The following is an 18,944-nucleotide window of genomic DNA, read 5'->3' on the forward strand; positions in this document are numbered from 1 at the left end:
TAGCTTGTTTCAGGTCATCGGTACGTGACGGCGGGTCGACAGTACATAGGCACGCAACTCATTGCGTGTGACGATGCCGTCATTGTTGGCGTCTATGCGCTCGAAGTTTTCGACGATCAGCGCCATATTGGCTGCCTGCGCTTCGGATTTGGTAATGCTTTGTACCGGTGCCTTGTAAGACGCAGTCTTGTCCTGCGCATGCTTGCTTCTATAGGCTTCGGCAGATAGTTGTGCGGCGGTGGCGTTGACGACGACCAGTGCTATCGTCAGTGCGATAAGCTTTTTCTTCATGGTTACTCCCCTTTACAAGCACGAATACGTGTTTGAAGCATCCATTGAAAGATTATTCAGCTTAATCCGCCAACGCATTTACGCCTTGTTACATTTGATACAAAACAATGGATACAAGGCAATATGTGTTTTTCGCATAAGAGTCCAACAAAGACTTCGTTGGAAATGAGGTGTTCCCTGCCTAAGCTGATGACAGCCGTTAATTTTTGCAGAAGGGGACTATTTTGGATTTGCTTGATACCTTCACCGCAGTCTCTGCCGCGGCAGTCGTGCTGGCTGCGCTGATCTATCGTTTATAGGACAGCGCAGCTGCTTGCAACTGATCAGAATTTCGGGATGTGCAAAGTCTTGCTGATCATCAAGGTGCCGGACAGTGCAAACAGCAATGCTAACGGATGTAATTCCCATGGACCGACTTGCCATACGCCACCGTAAATGGCTGCTCCTACGCTGCCTATGGATGCCAGCCACGCCAGGATGCCGGTAATGATGACGCTGGTCGGTATCGGCGTACCTTCAAAGTAAGCCACCTTATCTGCACCTTCGGACAGGCTTTCGGCCGTGACGTTGTAGCGAGCCAAGCGGCTGACGCCGCAGCAGACGAAGTAAATCATTGCAACCCAATCCCAGCCACCAGTCAGACCCGCTGCGAAACCGAGCGTAACCGGCGCCAGTCCAAACGAAATCACGTCGGCCAGTGAATCCAGCTCACGCCCCATCGCCGAATGCTGACGCCGCCAGCGCGCGATGCGACCATCCAGGACGTCGAATATAAAGGCAGCGGGTGCCATCGCCGCCGCAGCATAGAAATGATGCAGGGACTGGCTGGCCATATACAGCATGGCAAAAAATACGGCCGCTACACCGCAGGCTGCATTACCCAGCGTAAAAAAATCAGCCAGGTGAAAGCCGCGCAACATGGAAAAATGCTTGCGAGGCGCTTTGGATGGAGGCATTACGGTCTCTCTTGAATAATCTATTTTTAATTGCCGACCGGAATGAAGGGCTACACCTTCGTCGGCCGTGTTGTAGCGGCAAGTATGTCATTGAATTAAATGGTTGTGCACGGAAATAGCCAGGATTTTAATTAGCGCACCGGTTCACCCGTCCGCTTGTTATGATGCAATTCCAAGCAGGTATAAGTCGGTTACCGCACATACGATACAAAATCGGGGTTTTAGACTGAAACTTTCCTTCACTGGAGGCTGCCATGCAATTCAAAAAAAATGCCATGTATAAGGCACTGGGTTTTTCTCTGTGTGCCTTGAACCTTGCTTTTGCCGCGAGTCTGGCGTCAGCGGCTGACACCGCTACTAGCACTTATAAGCAAGACCGGGCCGATTGTATGGATGGCCGGTCGACACAGGATAGGGCGACCTGTTTGCGCGATGTTGGTGCTGCGTTGAATGAAGCGCGCCACGGTAAATTAAAAGATGACGATGCGTCGGTCTATCAACAAAATGCACGCATACGCTGCAATGCCTTGCCGGATGCCGACAGGCAGGATTGCCTGGTACGCATGAGTGGTCGCGATACGACGATCAGTGGCAGCGTAAGTGGTGGCGGTATCTTGCGTGAGACCACGACGATAGTGCCAGACCCACCGCCACCTGCGGCGCCAGCGCCTGAGCCGATGTATCCGAACATGCCTGCACCGCGTTAAACGGACTTCGCCAGACAATAAAAAAGGCCCCATACCGGGGCCTTTTTGCTGTGTGCTTTTTTACAGGTTTTACTGAACAACCATCAATGTGAATGGAATCACATAGGCTTGCAGCGTGACCAGGAAGCCGACCAGGATAGCCAGCGCAATCGAATGGAAGAAGACATAGCGCAAGATGTCGCCTTCGTGTCCGTACCACTTGGTTGCCGTCGATGCGACCACAATCGATTGCGCATCGATCATTTTGCCCATGACGCCGCCTGAGCTGTTTGCAGATGCCATTAGGACTGGTGGCAAGCCCAGCTGCTCTGCAGTGGTTTTCTGCAAGCTGCCGAACAGAACGTTGGCAGCCGTATCCGAGCCGGTCAAAGCCACGCCCAGCCAGCCGAGCAAGGTGCCGAACATGGGATAGAACACACCGGTATGTGCGAACGCCAGGCCGAGAGTAGCGTCGAGGCCGGAGTACTTGGTCAGGTAACCGACGCCGAACATGGCGCAAATCGTCAGCAGGGAATAGCGCACCAGCTTGATGGTTTGCCAGTACTCCTGCAGCAGGCGTTTAAACGAGTAGCCCATCAACACACCGGCAACGATCGCCGATACCAAAATCCCGGTACCTGCCATCGACAGCACGTTGAAGTTAAACACTGCGGCTTCGAGGAAAGGTTCTTTGGCTACCGGCGGCATCTTCATGACCATCTTGTCGAGGCCTGGAATCGCGTACTTCCATGACCAGATTGCGTCGATCGCTTTCTTGAAGAATGGCGTACCCCAGATAAAGACGAACACCGACAAAATCACCCATGGCATCCATGATTTCGCGACGCTGATACTGGCGAGTACTGGTTTCTCTTCCGATTCTGGTTCAGGCTTAATGTCATCCTTGGAATTGTCATTGCGATTGCGCAGGGCGGTCGAGGTCCAGATTTTCTTAGGCTGCCATACCTTGAGGAACAAGGTTAGCGAGCCCATCGACACAATCGCGGCGATCACGTCTACCAGCCAAGGGCCGTGGTAGTTCGATACGACGAATTGCGGGATCGCAAACGACACACCAGCGACCAGGATCGCAGGCCAGATTTCGCGCATGCCACGGAAACCGGCAAACGCCCAGATCAGCCAGAACGGAACCAATACCGAGAAGAACGGCAATTGACGACCGATCATCGACGACAGATGCAGCAAGTCGATACCGGTTACAGCCGACAACGCAATCACCGGTGCGCCAAGCGCGCCATACGCGACAGGTGCCGTGTTAGCGATCAGCGCCAGGCCGGAAGCAGCCAGCGGCGAGAAGCCAAGGCCGATCAGAATCGCACCGGTAACAGCAACGGGAGTACCGAAGCCTGCTGCACCTTCAAAGAATGCGCCGAAGCAGAACGCGACCAGCAACAATTGCAAACGTCGATCTTCGGTGATGCCGCTGATACTGTTTTGCAGCACCTTGAAATAGCCATTCAGCGTAGTGAGGCGATGTAGGAAAATAATATTCAGCACGATCCAGCCGATAGGGAACAGACCTGCGGCGATGCCGTAGCCTGCTGCCTTGCCTGCCATTGCAACCGGCATGCCGAATACAAATGCGGCGATGACGATGCCGACTATCAACGCGAGGCCTGCCGCGAGGTGGGCTTTCATGTGGAAAAATGCGAGTGCTGCGAGAAGTACTGCAACCGGTATGCCGGCGGCGATAGTGGAGAAGCCGAAGCTGTTAAGTGGATCGTAAATCTGTTGCCATATCATGGTCGTGTCCTTTGATTGGGTAACTATAGTTTTTAACCCTCGCTGATCGTTGCAGCGCAGGGGCACGCCACCATATCAGCCACTCACAAGCACATTGATGCATAAATTTAACCCATCGATACGATATTTTGATACCTCAATCTGAGGATTCTGAGACTTCTTTTATGCAGTTGCGCTGCTGCAAATTTTCAAGCGTGAATTAGCTAGTGCGCCGGGTTGCGCGCAAGAGGAGACGCGCGAGGCTGGCGCGTCTGGTATGCGGAGTTACAGAGGGATGGGGAGAGGGTGATCCATCAAGATGTTTCTTGATGAGCACGTGCTCGTCGAAGTTTTCGACTGTTGTAATTTAACGTTTAATTAATATGCCTTACTACATGCTTACTTTGCTGGCGCAATGAAGTTCGCATAGCCGCGTGCGCGTAACTCACAAGCCGGACATTTGCCGCAACCGTAGCCCCAGTCATGCAAGGCACCACGTTCACCGAGATAGCAGGTATGGGTGCCAGCACGTATCAGGTCGACCAGCGCATTGCCGCCCAGGTCTTGTGCCAGTTGCCAGGTGTCAGCCTTGTCTATCCACATCAGTGGAGTTTCCAGCTTGAGGCGTGTTGCCATGCCGAGATTGAGTGCGACCTGCAATGCTTTCATGGTGTCGTCACGACAATCCGGATAACCGGAGAAGTCGGTTTCGCACATGCCGCCAACCAGTACATCGAGTCCGCGACGATAAGCGACAGTCGCAGCGACAGTCATGAATAGCAAATTGCGGCCGGGCACAAAAGTATTCGGCAAGCCGTTTTCCATCATGGTGATTTCTACGTCTTGCGTCATCGCGGTGTTGGATATTTTGGAGATGAGCGACAGATCTATCATGTGATCTTCGCCCAGCTTCTGGTCCCACTCCGGATTAATGCCGCGCAAGGATTGCAGTACGCTCGGGCGCACTTCCAGTTCGACCGCGTGACGCTGGCCGTAATCAAAACCGATGGTTTCAACTTTGGCGTAGCGGTTCAGCGCCCATGTGACACAAGTCGTGGAGTCTTGTCCACCGCTGAACAAGACCAGCGCACCATCTGCAGAACTCATAATTTCCTTCAGTAACAAACAACAGCAAAAAATCGACAGCGAATATCTATCGCGGACGATAGTTTACATCGCCGCGCCAGGCCGAATTATATGCCCAGCTGAACTTTCGCTATGTCTGCTGCTTATACCGGATCGACTTTGGTCAGGGTTTGTTCGATGAAGTCGCCTTCAGGCTCGGTGATGCGTACGCGTGCCGGATACCATTCCATGGACGGTGCAAACCAGATATCCAGTTTCTGTGCGTTGTCGCCATCCTTGATGACGCGACTGACTTTCACTGTGTTCAGATCGCCGGTCGCGGTTTTGATTTTCTCGGCCTTGTTGACTTTGAAGACCCACGCATCCGCATCTTTTTGTCCCACCACGGTTACCGGAATGCTGGCACCGGTTTTGAATTTATTCGGTGTGCTGCGTGCAATGGTCGCCAGTTGCCAGACTATGCTGTTGCGATCCTGTTCGCCGCCCTTGATCGGATAGCTGGCGTCGGACGCGGTAAAGGTGATGGTTTTGGCGTCGCGATTAAAAGTTGTGGTGGTTGGATCTTTGCGATAACGCTTTTCTGTCGAAGTCGACGGTGCCAGGCCATATGCATCAATAGTGCCTTCGCTTTTGGCTTCCAGTATCTTGCCCAGCAGCATGGCTTTGGTTTCAGTTGTTATCGAGTAAGTTGTCTTGTCCGTTTTCCAGTGGATGATGGCAGTGCCGTTCAGCGGCAGGCCGCGCTGGTTGGCATTGATTGCATAGTTCAGGTCAGCCGATGGCGGCAAGTTAAAACTGCGCTTGGCGGGTGTTTGAGCCAGTGTGGCACTCGCTGAGGTAGCGAGCACGGTGGCGAGCAGCATGGATTCCAGATTACGGTAAAGGTTACGCTTCATTGGGGCACCAGAATGAAATATTGTTAAGTTTATATGACTAATGTGAGGCGGAAACGTTCAGATTGCTTAATGACATATCCAGATAATCGCCATTGGCTTCTGTATAGCGCAGGCGTACCGGATACCAGTTTAATTGGGGTGCGAGCCAGATATCCAGTTTTTGGTCGTAGGAGCCGCGTCTAGGCGCGCGCGCTACATGCCAGGCGCTGATAGTGGTGCCGTCGACCACGATGTCTTCCTGGCCGATCACCAGTATGTGCCATGTTTCTGCATCGCGTGTACCGGCGACAAATAAATCGATGCTAGTTCCGGCAACGAATTTCTCACTATCGCCGCGTCCTATACCTGCCAGTTGCCAGATGATGCTGGCGCGGTCTTGTTCACCACCGGTGCGCGGATAGAATTTGGTCGAAGCAGAGAAACTGATCAATTCAGGATCGCGCTGGAAGTGCGTATTGGTTTCGGAGCGGCGAAAACGCTTTTCGCTATACAGCTCGGGCACGATGCCGATGTCCGTGATGCTGCCGCTGCTCCTGAAGCGCAAGGCGGTAATGAACAGCACACCAAATTCACCATCCACCGTGTATAGCTGACCATCGGTACGCCAGCTGATGGTGCCGCTGCCATAAGTAGGCGCCCCTTCCTTAGGGATTTTCTGGATGTCATATTTCAGGCTGGCGGAAGGTGGCAAATCGATTTTGTAGGCGATGCCTGTTTCCGCTTCCGGCGCGGCTGGCTCTGGTGTTTCTTCTGCCACGATTTTGTCGTCGCTGGTGCTTGCTGTGGATGGCTCGTTGGCCGGCGGGCTGGTCGTTTCGGCGACAGGCGCAGGCGACTCAACTACCGGAGCAGGAGCAGGCCGGCGCGGGCGTGGCTTGGGTTTGGCGGCGACTATTTTCGGTTTTGGGATGACGGGTGCTTCGCTTTCCAGCGTTGCGGCGACGACCATGGTGTCATCTTGTGGTTTGCCAGATGGCAGTACGAGCAAGCCGCGTGCCCAGGAAATGATGATCAGGTGCAGCAACAGGGATGCCAGCAAAACCAATAGCCCGCCAGTCAGTAGCCTTTTGCGCGGCTGTTTATGCGGGGATGGCGGTATCTCTGTCGTCATGGCGCTAGTGTAAACGCAAGGGCCGCGATTCGGTGCACAAGCGGGCTGGTAGGCAGCCGCGTAAAATGGCCGTTTTAAGAAAGTCCTGCATTGAAAATCCAAGGCAAAAATATACTGGCGTGCGTCCTGCTGTGCGCCTGCACCGTGGCGCAAGCGGCTGAACCCATACGCATAGGCATGATAGATGGCATGTCTGGTGCATTTGCCAACGCGGGTGAGGCGGTCGTGCGTAACCTGCAAGTGGCTATAGATAAGGTTAATGCGCGCGGCGGCGTCAAGCTGCCGGATGGTGCACATCCGCTGGCGTTGGAAATCTTTGATAACAAACTGGGCGTAGAAGAATCATTGCTCGAGTTCAAGCGACTGACCGACCAGCGCATACCATTTATAGTTCAAGGAAACAGCTCGGCAGTTGCGGCCGCCTTGCTCGATGCGGTCAACAAGCATAATCAGCGGCTGCCGAATAATCGCGTGCTCTTTCTGAATTACTCAGCGGTCGATCCGGCGCTAACGAATGAGAAATGCAGCTACTGGCATTTCCGTTTTGATGCGAATGCCGATATGCGCATGAATGCATTAACCGAAGTCATCAAGCGTGATAACCGCGCTCATCGTATTTATCTGATCGGACAGGACTACAGCTTCGGCCGTCTGGTCGCGCAGGCAGCGCGTACACAACTGGCCGCGAAGCGACCGGATATCCAGATCGTCGGTGATGAGTTACATCCTATCGGCAAGATCAAGGATTTCGCGCCCTATATTGCGAAGATCAAGGCCAGCGGAGCTGATGCGGTGATCACCGGTAACTGGGGGAATGATCTGACCTTGCTGGTAAAAGCAGCAAAAGAGTTTGGTCTGAATACCAAGTTCTACACCTTTTACGGTAATGGCCTGGGCGCCCCCGCTGCCATCGGTGATGCTGGTGTGGATCGGGTACGTGCAGTGGCCGAGTGGCATCCGAATGTGGGTGACGGCGCGAAAGATGGCGCCAGTGATCGCTTCTATCACGCATTCCGTGAGCGCTATCCGCAGCCCAAGGATGATTATGTACATCTGCGCATGCACCTCATGATAGAGATGCTGGTGACGGCGATAGAAAAAGCGAAGTCGACCGATGCGCTGGCCGTGGCGAAAGCGCTGGAAGGTGCGCATTATCAGAACGCATTCCACGAAGCGACCATGCACGCCGCCGATCATCAGTTGATCCAGCCTCTATACGTATCGGTGATGCGCAAGAAATCGGATGGTGGCATGCGCTTCGATAACGAAGGCAGTGGTTATGGTTTCAAGACGGAGTTGTATCTGCCCGCAGCCCGCACCGCCTTGCCGACCAGTTGCAAGATGCAGCGCCCATTGCGCTAGCCAGGCCACTTTATCTGCTACGCTTAGGGTACTTAGACCTGCATTGCATCCAGGAGCGTAGTCATGACTCAGCCCAATATGCCCAATCTTCCCGGCTTCGATGCCATGGCCGACACCATGGAATTCGTCAAGAATATGTGGGGTGGAATGAAGCCACCGGCTGGTGCGATTCCGGGGATGGTGATGCCGACTTTGTCGGTGGAAGAAATCAATAAGCAAATCACCGACTTAAAAGCGGTCGAAGCCTGGTTGACTGCGAATATGAATATGTTGCGCGGGACGATACAGGCGCTGGAAGTGCAAAGCGCGACGATCAGCACCCTGCAAAGCATGGGGCAGACCTTTGCGGCCCCACCCAAAGCAGAAGCACCGGTCGAGCCACCAGTTGCTACTGCATCCGATCCTTTGCATAGCAGCGCTGGCACTGCGAATCCTGCAGCTTGGTGGAATATGTTGCAGGATCAATTCAATCAGGCGGTCAGCAGCGTGATGTCAGAAGAAGCTGCCTTGCAAAAGAAAACAGCTTCCAAGCCTGCAGCCAGGAAAAGCACGGCAACTAAAAAGCCCGCAGCGAAATCCTCCGCTAACAAGCCTGCAAAAAAACGCACGCCTGTTGCAAAACCCTGAAGCGCTTAAGCCGCAGGTTTGTTGCTGGCAGGGTCGGGTGGTATCCGTAAATTATGTGCCAGCCAGATGGTCAGTACACCGCATGCCACTGCGAGATAACCGACAGTATCGTAATGCTCGATCTGGCCATTAGGCGTACGCGTAATGATCAGGCCTGCAATCAGCGTCGCCAGACCGGACGACAACATCTGCACCGATGAAATCAATGTCATGAACGTGCCGCGTACATGCGCCTCCGGCACTGCACTTACCATCGCCATGCCCGGTACCATGCGACCCGGAACCAGGATAAAGAATATCGTCGAGTTGATCAGCACCAGCCACCATGCAATCGGCACCAGATGAGTTGTGATTAGCAAGGGGATGAATGAGGCGACCGCCACTATCCTGTACACCTTCAGCTTGCCGTACTTATCCGCCATGCGGCCTATCAGCTGCGAAGTAAAGAAGGTCGCAGCACCACCACACAGATACACCACGGTAATGAAGGATTCGGGCAAGCCTACATTCGTCGTCATGTACAAGGCGATGTAGGGGATAACGGTAAAGCCCGCCATCATGATCATCGCGATAAAGGCAAAGGCGGTTAAATGTCGCGGCTCTTTGGCGACTGCAAAGATGCGCTGGAAGATATTGCCGACCGGTTTGTTATGCAAATGTGCGGTCAGGTTGGGCAGCAGTTTGTAACCGATGAACCAGAAAATCCCTGATAGCAGCACGATGAAAAAGAAGGGTGCGCGCCATCCCAGCGAGGTGAAGGTAGACGCCAGCAACAAGCCCAGCGGCACACCGGCAACAGTCGAAATCGAAAATGCCGCCATCACGGTACCGAGTGCCTTGCCACGACGTTCAAATGGAATCACATCAGCAACCATGGTTTGCACCAGACCGCCGAGGATGCCACCAAACGCACCTGCCAATGCACGTGCGATGAGCAGGAAGGTAAAGTTGGGCGCGAGTCCGCAACACAGGGTTGCGATGATGAAGCAGGCGTACAAAACCAGCAGCAGTTTGCGTCTGTCAAAGCGATCTATGTAAGTCGCTGCCAACAGGCTGGACGCGGCTGCAGTAAATGTATAAGACGACAGCAAGAGGCCGAACTGATGGGTATCGATGTGCAACAGCCTGATCAGTTGCGGACCAAGCGGCATCATGATCATGAAATCAAGAATGTGCGTGAACTGTATGCCGGCGATGGTCAGCAAGAACAGGCGTTCATTTTTGATGACGGGAGTGTGGGTAGAAGAGTGCAATAGAACCTGCTGAATAAATATTGTAGGGGCTGTCTGGGATGACGTGAATCCGGACTAGCGAGAAAATCTGATACGGGTGCTGGATGCGCGTGGATATGTGGCGCGAGAGTTTGAATTCTTTTAAGCGGACGACCAGATGCATGAGGATTCTGCGTTGCTTAGTCTAATACTTTTTTAAAAGTGCTGCCGGATGCGGCACGGAATCAGCAAAGTACAGAGGCAGGTAGCTGCCATTTTACTTAAGCATGGTGCTGTCGGTATGGCGTCTGGCGTATATATCTGTTGCAGCTAATGAATAATCGACCTTCTGTAATGCGAGAGTGATGCTCTGTTTTTTAGAGAAAAAATGTTGCTCTCATTGCCGCTGATACTGCTACAGTTCGCAGATAAAAAATAATCACAAGGGTGCGGGCATGGTCTGGTTTCTGGCGTATGTATTGGCAGGTGCATTTGTCGGCGTGTTAGCCGGTTTGCTGGGCATAGGTGGCGGTATGACGCTGGTACCTATCATGGCGGCCTTGTTCGCGGCGCAGCACTTCGCACCTGACCATATCGTGCATCTGGCGCTCGGCACCTGTATGGCTTCCATCGTATTTACTTCCGGCTCCAGCGTGCGTGAGCACTTGAAGTTCGATGGCGTCGATTTCAATATCGTCAAACGTATGTCTCCCGGGCTGGTAGTCGGCAGTTTGTTGGCGACTTCAGTCTCTGCATGGATACCGCAACGTCATCTGGCGCTGAGTTTTGCCGTGATCGTGTTCTTCGGCGCGACGCAAATTCTATTGAACAAGAAGCCGAAAGCGGCGCGTACACTTCCTTCCGGCGGCCCTTTGTTTTTCGTTGGTCTCATCATCGGCATCATCGGCGGCCTGGTTTCTGCAGGCGGCGCATTCCTGACTATCCCATTCATGCTGTGGTGCGGTGTGCCTATGAAGAAAACCATAGGTACTGGTGCGATGATGGGCATACCCCTGGCCGTGGTCGGTACCATAGGTTATGTGATTTCGGGTTGGAGTGTGCAGGGCTTGCCGGATGATGCAGTCGGCTTCATTTCCATCATTGCACTGGCAGGCATAGTCTGCGGCAGTGTTTTTACTGCACCTTTCGGTGCGCGACTCGCACATCGCCTGCCGGTGCCAGTATTGAAACGCATCTTCGCCTGCCTGCTGTATGTGCTGGCGGCGAAGATGTTGTGGACTTACTGGTAGGAGAGAGGGCTTGCCTGCAGAAGTGCAGGCAAGTCAGGGCATTAGTTCTTGCGCGAGAATTTCTCTGCTAACTGGGTCAGTTTTTCTGCGCGCAGGCGATCAGCTTCTTCTGCTTCACGCTGTTTTGCTGCGGCCTTGCGCTGGGCTTCTTCAGCCTGGCGCTGTGCTTTGCGGTGCTCTGCATTCTTTTTGAAGCGTTCTTTCAGCGTCGTGGTCGCGTGTGCGCGATGGACGTCTGTGACTTCATCGGCATTGCTGCCGTCCAGGTTGAAGCGTACGGTCGCTTTTTCCATGCCCTTCAGGTAACGCAGGGAATTGGTGTGTATGCCGAGTGCGGTGCGCAGCGATTTGCGGCTGACATCCGGGATTTGCGCGATCAATTGCTTGTCGATGCCGATGGCCAGCGGCAGGTGTTCGCCGAACACGGTGAATTTTTCCTGCAGTTCCTTGAGCAAGGTACGGGCAGATTGAATTGGGTTAGGCGTAGTTTCGGTAGTCGTCATTTACAGCGGTTCAGCAATTGGGTATCCAGGGTGCGCAGGATAGCACGACGGAGCGGAATTGCCTGCAGTTGTGTGTTTTTTGTCCACAGTGATGCTACCGAATTTTCGTGCCCGGTGTACAGTGCTGCATGCCTTATCCATACAAAAATGAAACGCGATGATGTACGAAGATGATGAAGAAGCGCAGGATCAGTCGCTGGCGCGGCCGTGGATAGTCCTGAAGACCACGTATGACGTGGAAGCATGGATAGACCATCAGAACCGCAATATCCAATATCTGATCAAAGGCAATAAGAACAACGGCTGGGGAATTTGCTTTGAGCTGACCGAAGGCGGCGAGATCTATATGCATACCACGTCAGAAGGCGACGTGCTGCTGGATGTGACGCCGGAAGCGGAATGGGTTGCGCCCCTGATTACTGCAGTGACGCAGGTGGACGCGCCACGCTCACAGATCTGGGCTTTGCCCGGCGATAAATTAACCCAACTGGTACTGGGGCTGAGTCCATTGCTGGCGATGACACGACTGGTGACGGATCACAGCTTTAATCTGAAGAAATATTGAAGCGAGACATTTCAGTCAGCATAAACAAAAAGGGCGAACCAATCGGTTCGCCCTTTTGTTTGCAGCCGTCGTCGCTGGACGACGGCGCACAGCTTATTAAGCTGTTGCTTCTGTTTTGTGGTGACGCTTGCCGAGGTAGGTACCAACGATGACGACGCCGATAGCCAGTACCAGACCTGGAATGCTCAGGTGGCTGCTGCCGAACAAACCGATTTCGTGGTGTGGCATGTTCGCTGCGATCCAAGGTGTGACTGCTGTGTCAGAGAACAGCATTTCGCCAGCCAGGTAACCCAGCAATGCTGCGCCCAGTGTGATGATGATAGGGAATTTTTCCATCAACTTCAGTACCAGTGCGCTACCAAACACGATTAGCGGAACGCTGATGGCCAGACCGATGATCAGCAATACGACATTGCCGTTTGCCGCTGCAGCAACGCCGAGGACGTTGTCCAGGCTCATGACCAGATCGGCGATCAGAATGGTTTTGATGGCGCCCCACAGGTTGGAGTGGCCTTCAATGTTTTCTTCGCCGCCGTCTTCGGCCAGCAATTGGACGCCGATGTAGAACAACAGAACCGCGCCTACCAGTTTGAGGTAAGGCAGGGTCAGCAATTGCAGCGCGAAAATGGTCAGAACGATACGCAGGATAATGGCGGCAGCACTACCGTAGATGACGGCCATTTTCTTTTGTTTTGGCGGCAGTGATTTAGCGGCCAATGCAATGACGACTGCATTATCGCCGGACAGCACGATGTTAATCAGGATGATGTTGCCGAGTGCGGCCCAAAATGCTGGAGTTCCTAGTAAGTCCATGTCTTCCTCAAAGTTTATTGAATATAAGCGGCAGTCGGCATACGACCATGTTGTTATCTGTCCGTGGAAACCACAAACATCTTTTGGCCACTACTTGCTAACGTGTGCAAATTTCCTACTAATCAATACGTATGGGCTTAAGTCCAGTATAGAGACAAAAACCCAGACCGGAAGGGACGGTTATTTACAGCTGCGAACGTCCCCCACGCAGGCGCAGGTTAGCTCGGCAGAACTCAATTTAACGTGATATTAGCGTTATTTTTTCGTTAAAACCGACTGGAAGTGGATGCGGAAAATACTACCCCCTTGCGGCCTGTCGTCATGCTCAAGCTTGGCTCCGAGGTATTCGCAAATGCGGATGGCCAGCGCCAGGCCGAGACCTGATCCGGCTGAGCCTATAAGTGCGGGTTGGGTGGGGTCGTTCTTCAGGCGGGCGCGGATGATGTCCGGCACGCCGGGGCCGGTGTCTTCGACCAGCACGCTGTGGTCCTGGATGGAGACGACGACCGAGCCTTCGTCAGTGTATTCGCAGGCATTGCGGATCAGGTTGCCGATCGCTGATGACAGCAGTTCCTTGCGTCCGAATACCGAAAAATCCTTGCCTTCCTGGAAATGCAGGCTGATAGGCCGGTCCCGTACCAGTGGCTGGCCACGTTCTATTTCGGCACGGATGACTTCTGAAATGGAAGTGAGCGGCCGGTCTATGGTGTCCGGACGGCGGGCCAGCAGCAAGAGCACGCTGACGCAGTCTGTTGCTTCTTTGGCAGCGCGCATGATGCGTCGTGCCGGTGCCTGCACTGCAGGCTGGTCAGCGGTTTGCTCAACCAGCAGTTCGGCGGCACCGATGATGATGGTGAGCGGAGTGCGCAGTTCGTGGCTGACGTCGCCGGTGAAGAAGCGTTCCCGTGCGAGGAATTGCTTGAGTTCGGCCGTGTGTTCGGCGAAGGCGCGTGCCAGTACGCCCAATTCATCCTGATGATTCAGCAGGGGCAGTTCGGCATTGGTCTTTTTGTCCATTACCGCATCGGCCAGCGTAATGATGGGATCGACAAAACCACGCGCGATGAAGCTGCCGAGGAAGAGGGAGAGTGCGACGAAGCCGAGGAAACCAGCGCCCAGCATCGCGAAGATCACGTGTTCGATATTTTTGTATTCGCTGGCGCGGTCGATCACGACATAAGGGCCTGCGGCATCCTGCCCGACCAGTAAATGCACGTATTGATCTTCGAATACGCGCTTGGCAACGCCGAATGGCAAGTTGTGTAATTCAGGCGGGATGGCGGTGCCGTGGTAGAAGCTGACATCGGATGGCATTTCTACCGGCATCCCAGCTGCATGGCGTGGCGAGGCCCACGCAGCGATGCTGCGCAGGTGTTCGTCGACCAGTAAATCTTCTATGCCGACAATTGCAACTGAAGCGACGACACCAACGAAAGTACAAACCGCCAGCGCAAAGTAAAGATAGGCTACAACTATGCGGCGGCGCAGCGTACTAGGGCGCTTCATCCGCATCTACCAGGCGATAACCTATGCCTTGTACGGTGCGCAGCATGGCAAACGGATGCGATTTATCCAGTGCCTGGCGCAATGCATGAATGTGGGTGCGCAGTGCATCACTATCTGGCGGGTGATCGCCCCAGACTTCGAGCTCCAGGGTTTCGCGTGATACGACTTTCGGTGCTTCTTTCATCAGGCAGGTCAGGATTTTGAAGCCGGTCTTGGTCAGTGAAATAGGAATGCCGTCACGTTTGACCTGGTAGGTCGAGGTGTCGAATACCAGATTGCCTACGCTCAGGAAGTTGGTGCCCTGGTTCTTGCCACGGGCGCGACGCACCAGTGCTTTCAGGCGCACTTCCACTTCCAGCAGCGAGAATGGTTTGACCAGGTAGTCATCTGCGCCGCTGTCGAAGCCAGCGACTTTGTCGTCCAGCGTATCGCGTGCGGTCAGCATCAGTACCGGAGTGTCTTTTTGCAATTCATCGCGCATCTTGCGGCACAGTGTCAGGCCGTCTATGCCGGGCAGTTTGATGTCGAGGATGACGGCATCGTAATCATGTTGTGCTGCGAGCGCGAAGCCTGCATATCCGTTGGCAGCGGAATCGAGTACGTAGCCGCGCGGCTCAAGGAATGCGTACAGATTCGCGACGATATCGGCATTGTCTTCAATAATCAGAATGCGCATGGTGGTGATGGCGATTGCTCGCCTCTTTATCTATGAAATATGTGTCTGGTCTGAAAAAATCACTCAGTTTTATCGTCCGAGAGATGGCTAGTGCATCGGCCTGAAAAGTGGCCAGATGCGCGCATCGTTATTATGCCTGCGCGTACAAGGTCTTGCAGAAATTCCGCATTGCACCGTTGTTGTTCGGCTATGGCTTTTGACTCTGCCCGCATCGAAATTGTTCTATTTTTGCGCCAATGCTTTTTCTATATCTGCCACCAGCTTTTTGTCAGCAGGTGTCACTTTCGACGGATAGCTTTCGACGACCTTGCCGCTGCGATCCAGCAGGATTTTATGGAAGTTCCATTTAGGTGTCGTCGCACCGTTCGCCATCAGTGATTTATAGAAGGGATTGATGTTCGGGCCTATCACCGAGCTTTTGGCAAACATCGGGAATTTCACGCCATAGGTATTGTGGCAAAACTCGGCAATTTCCTTGTTTGCGCCTGGTTCCTGCTGGCCAAAATCGTTGGATGCGAAGCCCAGTATCACCAGACCGCGATCCTTGTATTTGGCATACAGCTGTTCCAGCCCTTCATATTGCACGGTAAAGCCGCAATAACTGGCGGTGTTGACAGCAAGAATCACTTTGCCTGCGTACTGGCAGAGATTTTGTGGTGCCTCATCTTGCAGGCGGGCAACCGTGTAGTTCAACGTGGCTGGACAGGCTGCGGGGCTGCTGGTCTGGGCGTAGGCCTGCGTGCCGAGGCCGAGACCGGCCAGAAAAATAAGGCTTACGAGCGGGCGGATGAATTGTTTTGTCATGATGGTGGGTGATGGGGCAAGAAGCGTGACTCATATTGCACCAAGACTGTCGGTTTGTCATGGCGCTGAAAAAATAATCTTCTAAGCTGAAAGAAAGCACGAAAACGGTGAATTTCGGTGTCGGAATGTTTAATTTTTTGTGCTGAATGAGATTTTTTTGCATTAGCCCCGTTCGTTAAGAAAACATTAAAAAAACAAGTAACGGCGCGGGATAGACGCCTTTTCGATACTTGAAAAGAATCGAATCAGGCAGTGTTTTTTCAGAGAAATACGCTTATGTTTAGCCGCTGAGGCTGGGTAGGCGCTGAATTTCTTGGTAGAATCAAGGACTTAACTCAATTTTTAAGGCGCGTATGCTGTACCCAGAATTGTTTAAATCGCTAGAGCAGGTTCGCTGGAACATGGAAAAAGATATTCCGTGGGATCAGTTCGACGGCTCCAAACTGACCGATGAGCAGGCACAAACCATACGCATGAATGCGATTACAGAGTGGTCTGCTCTGCCTGCAACCGAAATGTTCTTGCGTGACAATCGCGGTGACAGTGACTTTTCCGCTTTCATGTCGGTATGGTTCTTTGAAGAACAAAAGCACTCGCTGGTACTGATGGAGTACCTGCGTCGCTTCCGTCCGGAATTCGTTCCGACCGAAGAAGAGTTGCATAACGTACGTTTCGAATTCGATCCGGCACCTGCGCTGGAAACACTGATGATGCACTTCTGCGGCGAAATCCGTTTGAACCACTGGTACCGTTGTGCCTCCGACTGGCACACAGAACCGGTCATCAAGCAAATTTACAAAATCATTAGCCAGGATGAAGCACGCCACGGTGGTGCTTACCTGCGCTATATGAAAAAAGCACTGGTCGAAGTTGGTGATAGCGCACGTGCTGCGTTTGCCAAGATCGGCGTGTTGATGGCATCGGCCCGTCGTACCGAAAAACCGCTGCACCCGACCAATCTGCACGTGAACCAGTCCCTGTTCCCTAACGATACTGTGCAATCGCGTTTGCCTGATCCTGAGTGGCTGGAACGCTGGCTCGATGGCCAGATCAAGTTCGACAGCGAGTGGGAAAAGAAAGTTGTCGATCGCATCCTGCACAATATGTCGCTGCTGTTTGAGCGCACCTTCGGTACCGTGCAGGAATTGAATCGCTACCGCAAAGAAATCGTTGCACGTTTGCCTGCTGCGCAAGCAGCTTGATTTCGTACAGCTGAACCTAAAAGCCGCAAGTCTGTTTGCGGCTTTTTGTTTATTGGAAAGGACTCATCATGCAAAGACGTACAGTATTAGGTGCACTGGCTTTGGCGGGTGTGTTGCCCGGACTTTCGTTTGCCAAAGCGCAGCCGGTAATCAATGTGTATAAGAGTGCGACTTGCGGTTGCTGCACCGAGTGGATCGCCCATCTGGAAAAGAATGGCTTTAAGGTGAATGGTCATAATGTGCCGAATACCGCTGAGTATCGCAGCAAGTATGGTGTGCCATCCGCACTGGGTAGCTGCCATACCGGTGTCATTGATGGCTACGCGCTGGAAGGTCATGTACCGGCCTCAGATATCAAGCGCTTGCTGGCCGAGAAGCCGAAAGCCAAAGGTCTGGCTGTACCGGGTATGCCTATGGGGTCACCGGGTATGGAAGTGGAAGGACATGGTGCTGACGCTTATGATGTTTTGTTATTCCAGGCTGATGGCAAGACCCGTGTGTTTAGCCGCTACGCTGCCAAGTAATTTCAGCAGCACAAATAAAAAAGGACGTTTTTAAACGTCCTTTTTTATTTGTCTGGAGTAATGCCAATCAATGATGGTGATGTTCCATCTTGTCTGCTTTTTTAGCACCGTCTTCAACCACTATGGCTGCTTCTATCTTTCCTGCCTTTTTAAAGGTCAGTGTCAGCGGCAATTTATCGCCAGTCTTGAGCGGAGCCTTCAGGCCTATCAGCATGATGTGATAGCCATCGCCTGGCTGCATGGTGATCTTTTCCTTGGCCTTGATGTCCAGGCTGCCGACTTCACGCATGCGCATGACGTTATCAGCTGTCATCGCCATGGAGTGGATTTCTACCGAGCTGGCAGCGGGGGAGCTGGCGGATACCAGCGTATCTGCGCTATTGCCTTTGTTTTCCAGTGTCAGGTAGGCGCCGCCACTGGTTTGTCCGGCAACGGTCGCGCGTGCATAAGGATGACTAACGGAGATATCACCAGCGCGATAGTCGTGCGCCATGCTGCTGGCGCTGATGCATAAAGTGATGGTGGCGAAAGTAAGTTGACGCAGATTCATTGAGTTCCTCGGTTAGCAAGATGCAGGCGACGAATAAAAAGAGCCCTTATCCTAACGTAAAAGTAAAAGGCAGTGATGCCCGGCAGCGATTACTGGCCGCCGGCAAAACCGTTTTGTCGCCACGCTTCATACACCACGACCGCGACGGTATTCGATAAATTCAGGCTGCGGTTGTCCGGGCGCATCGGCAGGCGTATGCGTTGCGATGGCGGGAACGATTCACGCAAACTGGCTTCCAGCCCCCTGGTTTCCGAGCCGAAGACAAACACATCGCCAGGCTGGAAAGCCATGCTGGCAAACGGTGTGGAGCCATGCGTGGTAAGTGCAAACATGCGCTCGGTATTGAGCGGTTGTTCCGGCGGGAACGAGTCCAGGAAGGCTTGCCAGTTGGCGTGTACCTTCATTTCCGCGTAATCGTGATAATCGAGTCCGGCGCGACGCATCTTGGCGTCATCCAGCGGGAAGCCGAGTGGTTCGACTAAATGCAATTGCGCGCCAGTGTTGGCGCACAGGCGAATGATGTTGCCGGTATTGGGTGGGATTTCTGGTTCGACCAGTACTACATGAAACAAAGTGCTTCTC

The 18,944-nt window shown here is 53.2% G+C and carries 21 protein-coding genes; 7 read left to right on the forward strand and 14 right to left on the reverse strand.

Going from position 1 to position 18,944, the window contains the following annotated elements:
• Window positions 1–9: 9 nt before the first annotated feature.
• Window positions 10–291: a hypothetical protein gene (locus H7U06_RS03685; protein ID WP_175624825.1), complete on the reverse strand. Its 282-nt coding sequence runs from the start codon at window positions 289–291 to the stop codon at window positions 10–12.
• A 323-nt stretch (window positions 292–614) separates the two neighbouring features.
• Window positions 615–1,247, reverse strand: coding sequence for a phosphatidylcholine/phosphatidylserine synthase (locus H7U06_RS03690; RefSeq protein ID WP_124574401.1), 633 nt, complete (start codon window positions 1,245–1,247; stop codon window positions 615–617).
• Between the two features lie 254 nt (window positions 1,248–1,501).
• Here H7U06_RS03690 and H7U06_RS03695 point away from each other — a divergent pair, with 254 nt between their 5' ends.
• On the forward strand, window positions 1,502–1,954 hold the full coding sequence (locus H7U06_RS03695) for a hypothetical protein (protein WP_175624826.1): 453 nt from the start codon (window positions 1,502–1,504) through the stop codon (window positions 1,952–1,954).
• Window positions 1,955–2,023: 69 nt separating this feature from the next.
• Here H7U06_RS03695 and H7U06_RS03700 read toward each other — a convergent pair whose 3' ends face one another.
• The 4 genes from H7U06_RS03700 to H7U06_RS03715 all read right to left on the reverse strand — a co-directional run bounded on the left by H7U06_RS03700 (window position 2,024) and on the right by H7U06_RS03715 (window position 6,769).
• The gene (locus H7U06_RS03700; protein WP_175625207.1) at window positions 2,024–3,694 is read right to left on the reverse strand and encodes an L-lactate permease; all 1,671 of its coding nucleotides are present in this window, start codon (window positions 3,692–3,694) and stop codon (window positions 2,024–2,026) included.
• A 381-nt stretch (window positions 3,695–4,075) separates the two neighbouring features.
• A complete protein-coding gene (gene queC / locus H7U06_RS03705; protein WP_175624827.1) occupies window positions 4,076–4,783 on the reverse strand; it encodes a 7-cyano-7-deazaguanine synthase QueC in 708 nt (235 codons plus the stop codon).
• A 122-nt stretch (window positions 4,784–4,905) separates the two neighbouring features.
• Window positions 4,906–5,658: a DUF3108 domain-containing protein gene (locus H7U06_RS03710; RefSeq protein ID WP_175624828.1), complete on the reverse strand. Its 753-nt coding sequence runs from the start codon at window positions 5,656–5,658 to the stop codon at window positions 4,906–4,908.
• Between the two features lie 37 nt (window positions 5,659–5,695).
• Window positions 5,696–6,769: a DUF3108 domain-containing protein gene (locus tag H7U06_RS03715; RefSeq protein ID WP_175624829.1), complete on the reverse strand. Its 1,074-nt coding sequence runs from the start codon at window positions 6,767–6,769 to the stop codon at window positions 5,696–5,698.
• A 90-nt stretch (window positions 6,770–6,859) separates the two neighbouring features.
• Between H7U06_RS03715 and H7U06_RS03720 the strand changes: the two genes are divergently transcribed.
• Both H7U06_RS03720 and H7U06_RS03725 read left to right on the forward strand, forming a co-directional pair.
• Window positions 6,860–8,131, forward strand: a complete 1,272-nt coding sequence (locus tag H7U06_RS03720; protein ID WP_175624830.1) for a branched-chain amino acid ABC transporter substrate-binding protein — start codon at window positions 6,860–6,862, stop codon at window positions 8,129–8,131.
• A 63-nt stretch (window positions 8,132–8,194) separates the two neighbouring features.
• Window positions 8,195–8,758 (forward strand): PhaM family polyhydroxyalkanoate granule multifunctional regulatory protein, encoded by a 564-nt coding sequence (locus H7U06_RS03725; protein WP_175624831.1) that lies wholly within the window; start codon window positions 8,195–8,197, stop codon window positions 8,756–8,758.
• 5 nt (window positions 8,759–8,763) lie between these two features.
• Here the strand turns inward: H7U06_RS03725 and H7U06_RS03730 are convergent, their stop codons facing one another.
• Window positions 8,764–10,011: an MFS transporter gene (locus H7U06_RS03730; protein WP_175624832.1), complete on the reverse strand. Its 1,248-nt coding sequence runs from the start codon at window positions 10,009–10,011 to the stop codon at window positions 8,764–8,766.
• Window positions 10,012–10,424: 413 nt separating this feature from the next.
• Here H7U06_RS03730 and H7U06_RS03735 point away from each other — a divergent pair, with 413 nt between their 5' ends.
• Window positions 10,425–11,219: a sulfite exporter TauE/SafE family protein gene (locus tag H7U06_RS03735; protein ID WP_175624833.1), complete on the forward strand. Its 795-nt coding sequence runs from the start codon at window positions 10,425–10,427 to the stop codon at window positions 11,217–11,219.
• Window positions 11,220–11,260: 41 nt separating this feature from the next.
• Here H7U06_RS03735 and H7U06_RS03740 read toward each other — a convergent pair whose 3' ends face one another.
• Complete coding sequence (locus tag H7U06_RS03740; protein ID WP_175624834.1) at window positions 11,261–11,722, reverse strand: ProQ/FINO family protein; 462 nt, start codon at window positions 11,720–11,722, stop codon at window positions 11,261–11,263.
• A gap of 157 nt (window positions 11,723–11,879) precedes the next feature.
• Here H7U06_RS03740 and H7U06_RS03745 point away from each other — a divergent pair, with 157 nt between their 5' ends.
• Window positions 11,880–12,287, forward strand: a complete 408-nt coding sequence (locus tag H7U06_RS03745; protein ID WP_175624835.1) for a hypothetical protein — start codon at window positions 11,880–11,882, stop codon at window positions 12,285–12,287.
• A 96-nt stretch (window positions 12,288–12,383) separates the two neighbouring features.
• On the opposite strand, the gene H7U06_RS03750 is transcribed toward H7U06_RS03745, so the two are convergent.
• The 4 genes from H7U06_RS03750 to H7U06_RS03765 all read right to left on the reverse strand — a co-directional run bounded on the left by H7U06_RS03750 (window position 12,384) and on the right by H7U06_RS03765 (window position 16,086).
• Window positions 12,384–13,100 carry a TerC family protein gene (locus H7U06_RS03750; protein WP_175624836.1) on the reverse strand — a complete coding sequence of 239 codons (717 nt, stop codon included), beginning with the start codon at window positions 13,098–13,100 and terminating at the stop codon, window positions 12,384–12,386.
• A gap of 255 nt (window positions 13,101–13,355) precedes the next feature.
• Entirely contained in the window at window positions 13,356–14,606 is a 1,251-nt protein-coding gene (locus tag H7U06_RS03755; RefSeq protein ID WP_175624837.1) for a sensor histidine kinase KdpD, read from the reverse strand.
• On the reverse strand, window positions 14,593–15,282 hold the full coding sequence (locus H7U06_RS03760) for a response regulator transcription factor (RefSeq protein ID WP_175624838.1): 690 nt from the start codon (window positions 15,280–15,282) through the stop codon (window positions 14,593–14,595). Before H7U06_RS03760 ends, H7U06_RS03755 begins: the two co-directional genes overlap by 14 nt.
• Window positions 15,283–15,504: 222 nt before the next feature.
• A complete protein-coding gene (locus H7U06_RS03765; protein ID WP_175624839.1) occupies window positions 15,505–16,086 on the reverse strand; it encodes a glutathione peroxidase in 582 nt (193 codons plus the stop codon).
• Between the two features lie 353 nt (window positions 16,087–16,439).
• Here H7U06_RS03765 and H7U06_RS03770 point away from each other — a divergent pair, with 353 nt between their 5' ends.
• Together H7U06_RS03770 and H7U06_RS03775 are read left to right on the forward strand one after the other, a co-directional pair.
• Window positions 16,440–17,288: a ferritin-like domain-containing protein gene (locus H7U06_RS03770; RefSeq protein ID WP_175624840.1), complete on the forward strand. Its 849-nt coding sequence runs from the start codon at window positions 16,440–16,442 to the stop codon at window positions 17,286–17,288.
• Between the two features lie 68 nt (window positions 17,289–17,356).
• The gene (locus tag H7U06_RS03775) at window positions 17,357–17,812 is read left to right on the forward strand and encodes a DUF411 domain-containing protein (RefSeq protein WP_175624841.1); all 456 of its coding nucleotides are present in this window, start codon (window positions 17,357–17,359) and stop codon (window positions 17,810–17,812) included.
• A 67-nt stretch (window positions 17,813–17,879) separates the two neighbouring features.
• Here H7U06_RS03775 and H7U06_RS03780 read toward each other — a convergent pair whose 3' ends face one another.
• Both H7U06_RS03780 and trmL read right to left on the reverse strand, forming a co-directional pair.
• Window positions 17,880–18,362 (reverse strand): copper chaperone PCu(A)C, encoded by a 483-nt coding sequence (locus H7U06_RS03780; protein WP_175624842.1) that lies wholly within the window; start codon window positions 18,360–18,362, stop codon window positions 17,880–17,882.
• A gap of 89 nt (window positions 18,363–18,451) precedes the next feature.
• A complete protein-coding gene (gene trmL, locus H7U06_RS03785; protein WP_175624843.1) occupies window positions 18,452–18,934 on the reverse strand; it encodes a tRNA (uridine(34)/cytosine(34)/5-carboxymethylaminomethyluridine(34)-2'-O)-methyltransferase TrmL in 483 nt (160 codons plus the stop codon).
• Window positions 18,935–18,944: the final 10 nt, after the last annotated feature.

The organism is Herminiimonas sp. Marseille-P9896, assembly GCF_903993245.1.
In the GTDB taxonomy this organism is placed as follows: domain Bacteria; phylum Pseudomonadota; class Gammaproteobacteria; order Burkholderiales; family Burkholderiaceae_D; genus Oxalicibacterium; species Oxalicibacterium contaminans.

Bases quoted from the DNA above. Each gene is read 5' to 3' on its own strand.
- H7U06_RS03725 (WP_175624831.1), top strand. From the start codon at position 8,195: ATGACTCAGCCCAATATGCCCAATCTTCCCGGCTTCGATGCCATGGCC.
- H7U06_RS03745 (WP_175624835.1), top strand. From the start codon at position 11,880: ATGATGTACGAAGATGATGAAGAAGCGCAGGATCAGTCGCTGGCGCGG.
- H7U06_RS03685 (WP_175624825.1), bottom strand. From the start codon at position 291: ATGAAGAAAAAGCTTATCGCACTGACGATAGCACTGGTCGTCGTCAAC.
- H7U06_RS03775 (WP_175624841.1), top strand. From the start codon at position 17,357: ATGCAAAGACGTACAGTATTAGGTGCACTGGCTTTGGCGGGTGTGTTG.
- H7U06_RS03770 (WP_175624840.1), top strand. From the start codon at position 16,440: ATGCTGTACCCAGAATTGTTTAAATCGCTAGAGCAGGTTCGCTGGAAC.
- H7U06_RS03780 (WP_175624842.1), bottom strand. From the start codon at position 18,362: ATGAATCTGCGTCAACTTACTTTCGCCACCATCACTTTATGCATCAGC.
- H7U06_RS03715 (WP_175624829.1), bottom strand. From the start codon at position 6,769: ATGACGACAGAGATACCGCCATCCCCGCATAAACAGCCGCGCAAAAGG.
- H7U06_RS03765 (WP_175624839.1), bottom strand. From the start codon at position 16,086: ATGACAAAACAATTCATCCGCCCGCTCGTAAGCCTTATTTTTCTGGCC.
- H7U06_RS03695 (WP_175624826.1), top strand. From the start codon at position 1,502: ATGCAATTCAAAAAAAATGCCATGTATAAGGCACTGGGTTTTTCTCTG.
- H7U06_RS03735 (WP_175624833.1), top strand. From the start codon at position 10,425: ATGGTCTGGTTTCTGGCGTATGTATTGGCAGGTGCATTTGTCGGCGTG.
- H7U06_RS03690 (WP_124574401.1), bottom strand. From the start codon at position 1,247: ATGCCTCCATCCAAAGCGCCTCGCAAGCATTTTTCCATGTTGCGCGGC.
- H7U06_RS03760 (WP_175624838.1), bottom strand. From the start codon at position 15,282: ATGCGCATTCTGATTATTGAAGACAATGCCGATATCGTCGCGAATCTG.
- H7U06_RS03740 (WP_175624834.1), bottom strand. From the start codon at position 11,722: ATGACGACTACCGAAACTACGCCTAACCCAATTCAATCTGCCCGTACC.
- H7U06_RS03750 (WP_175624836.1), bottom strand. From the start codon at position 13,100: ATGGACTTACTAGGAACTCCAGCATTTTGGGCCGCACTCGGCAACATC.
- H7U06_RS03755 (WP_175624837.1), bottom strand. From the start codon at position 14,606: ATGAAGCGCCCTAGTACGCTGCGCCGCCGCATAGTTGTAGCCTATCTT.
- H7U06_RS03710 (WP_175624828.1), bottom strand. From the start codon at position 5,658: ATGAAGCGTAACCTTTACCGTAATCTGGAATCCATGCTGCTCGCCACC.
- queC (WP_175624827.1), bottom strand. From the start codon at position 4,783: ATGAGTTCTGCAGATGGTGCGCTGGTCTTGTTCAGCGGTGGACAAGAC.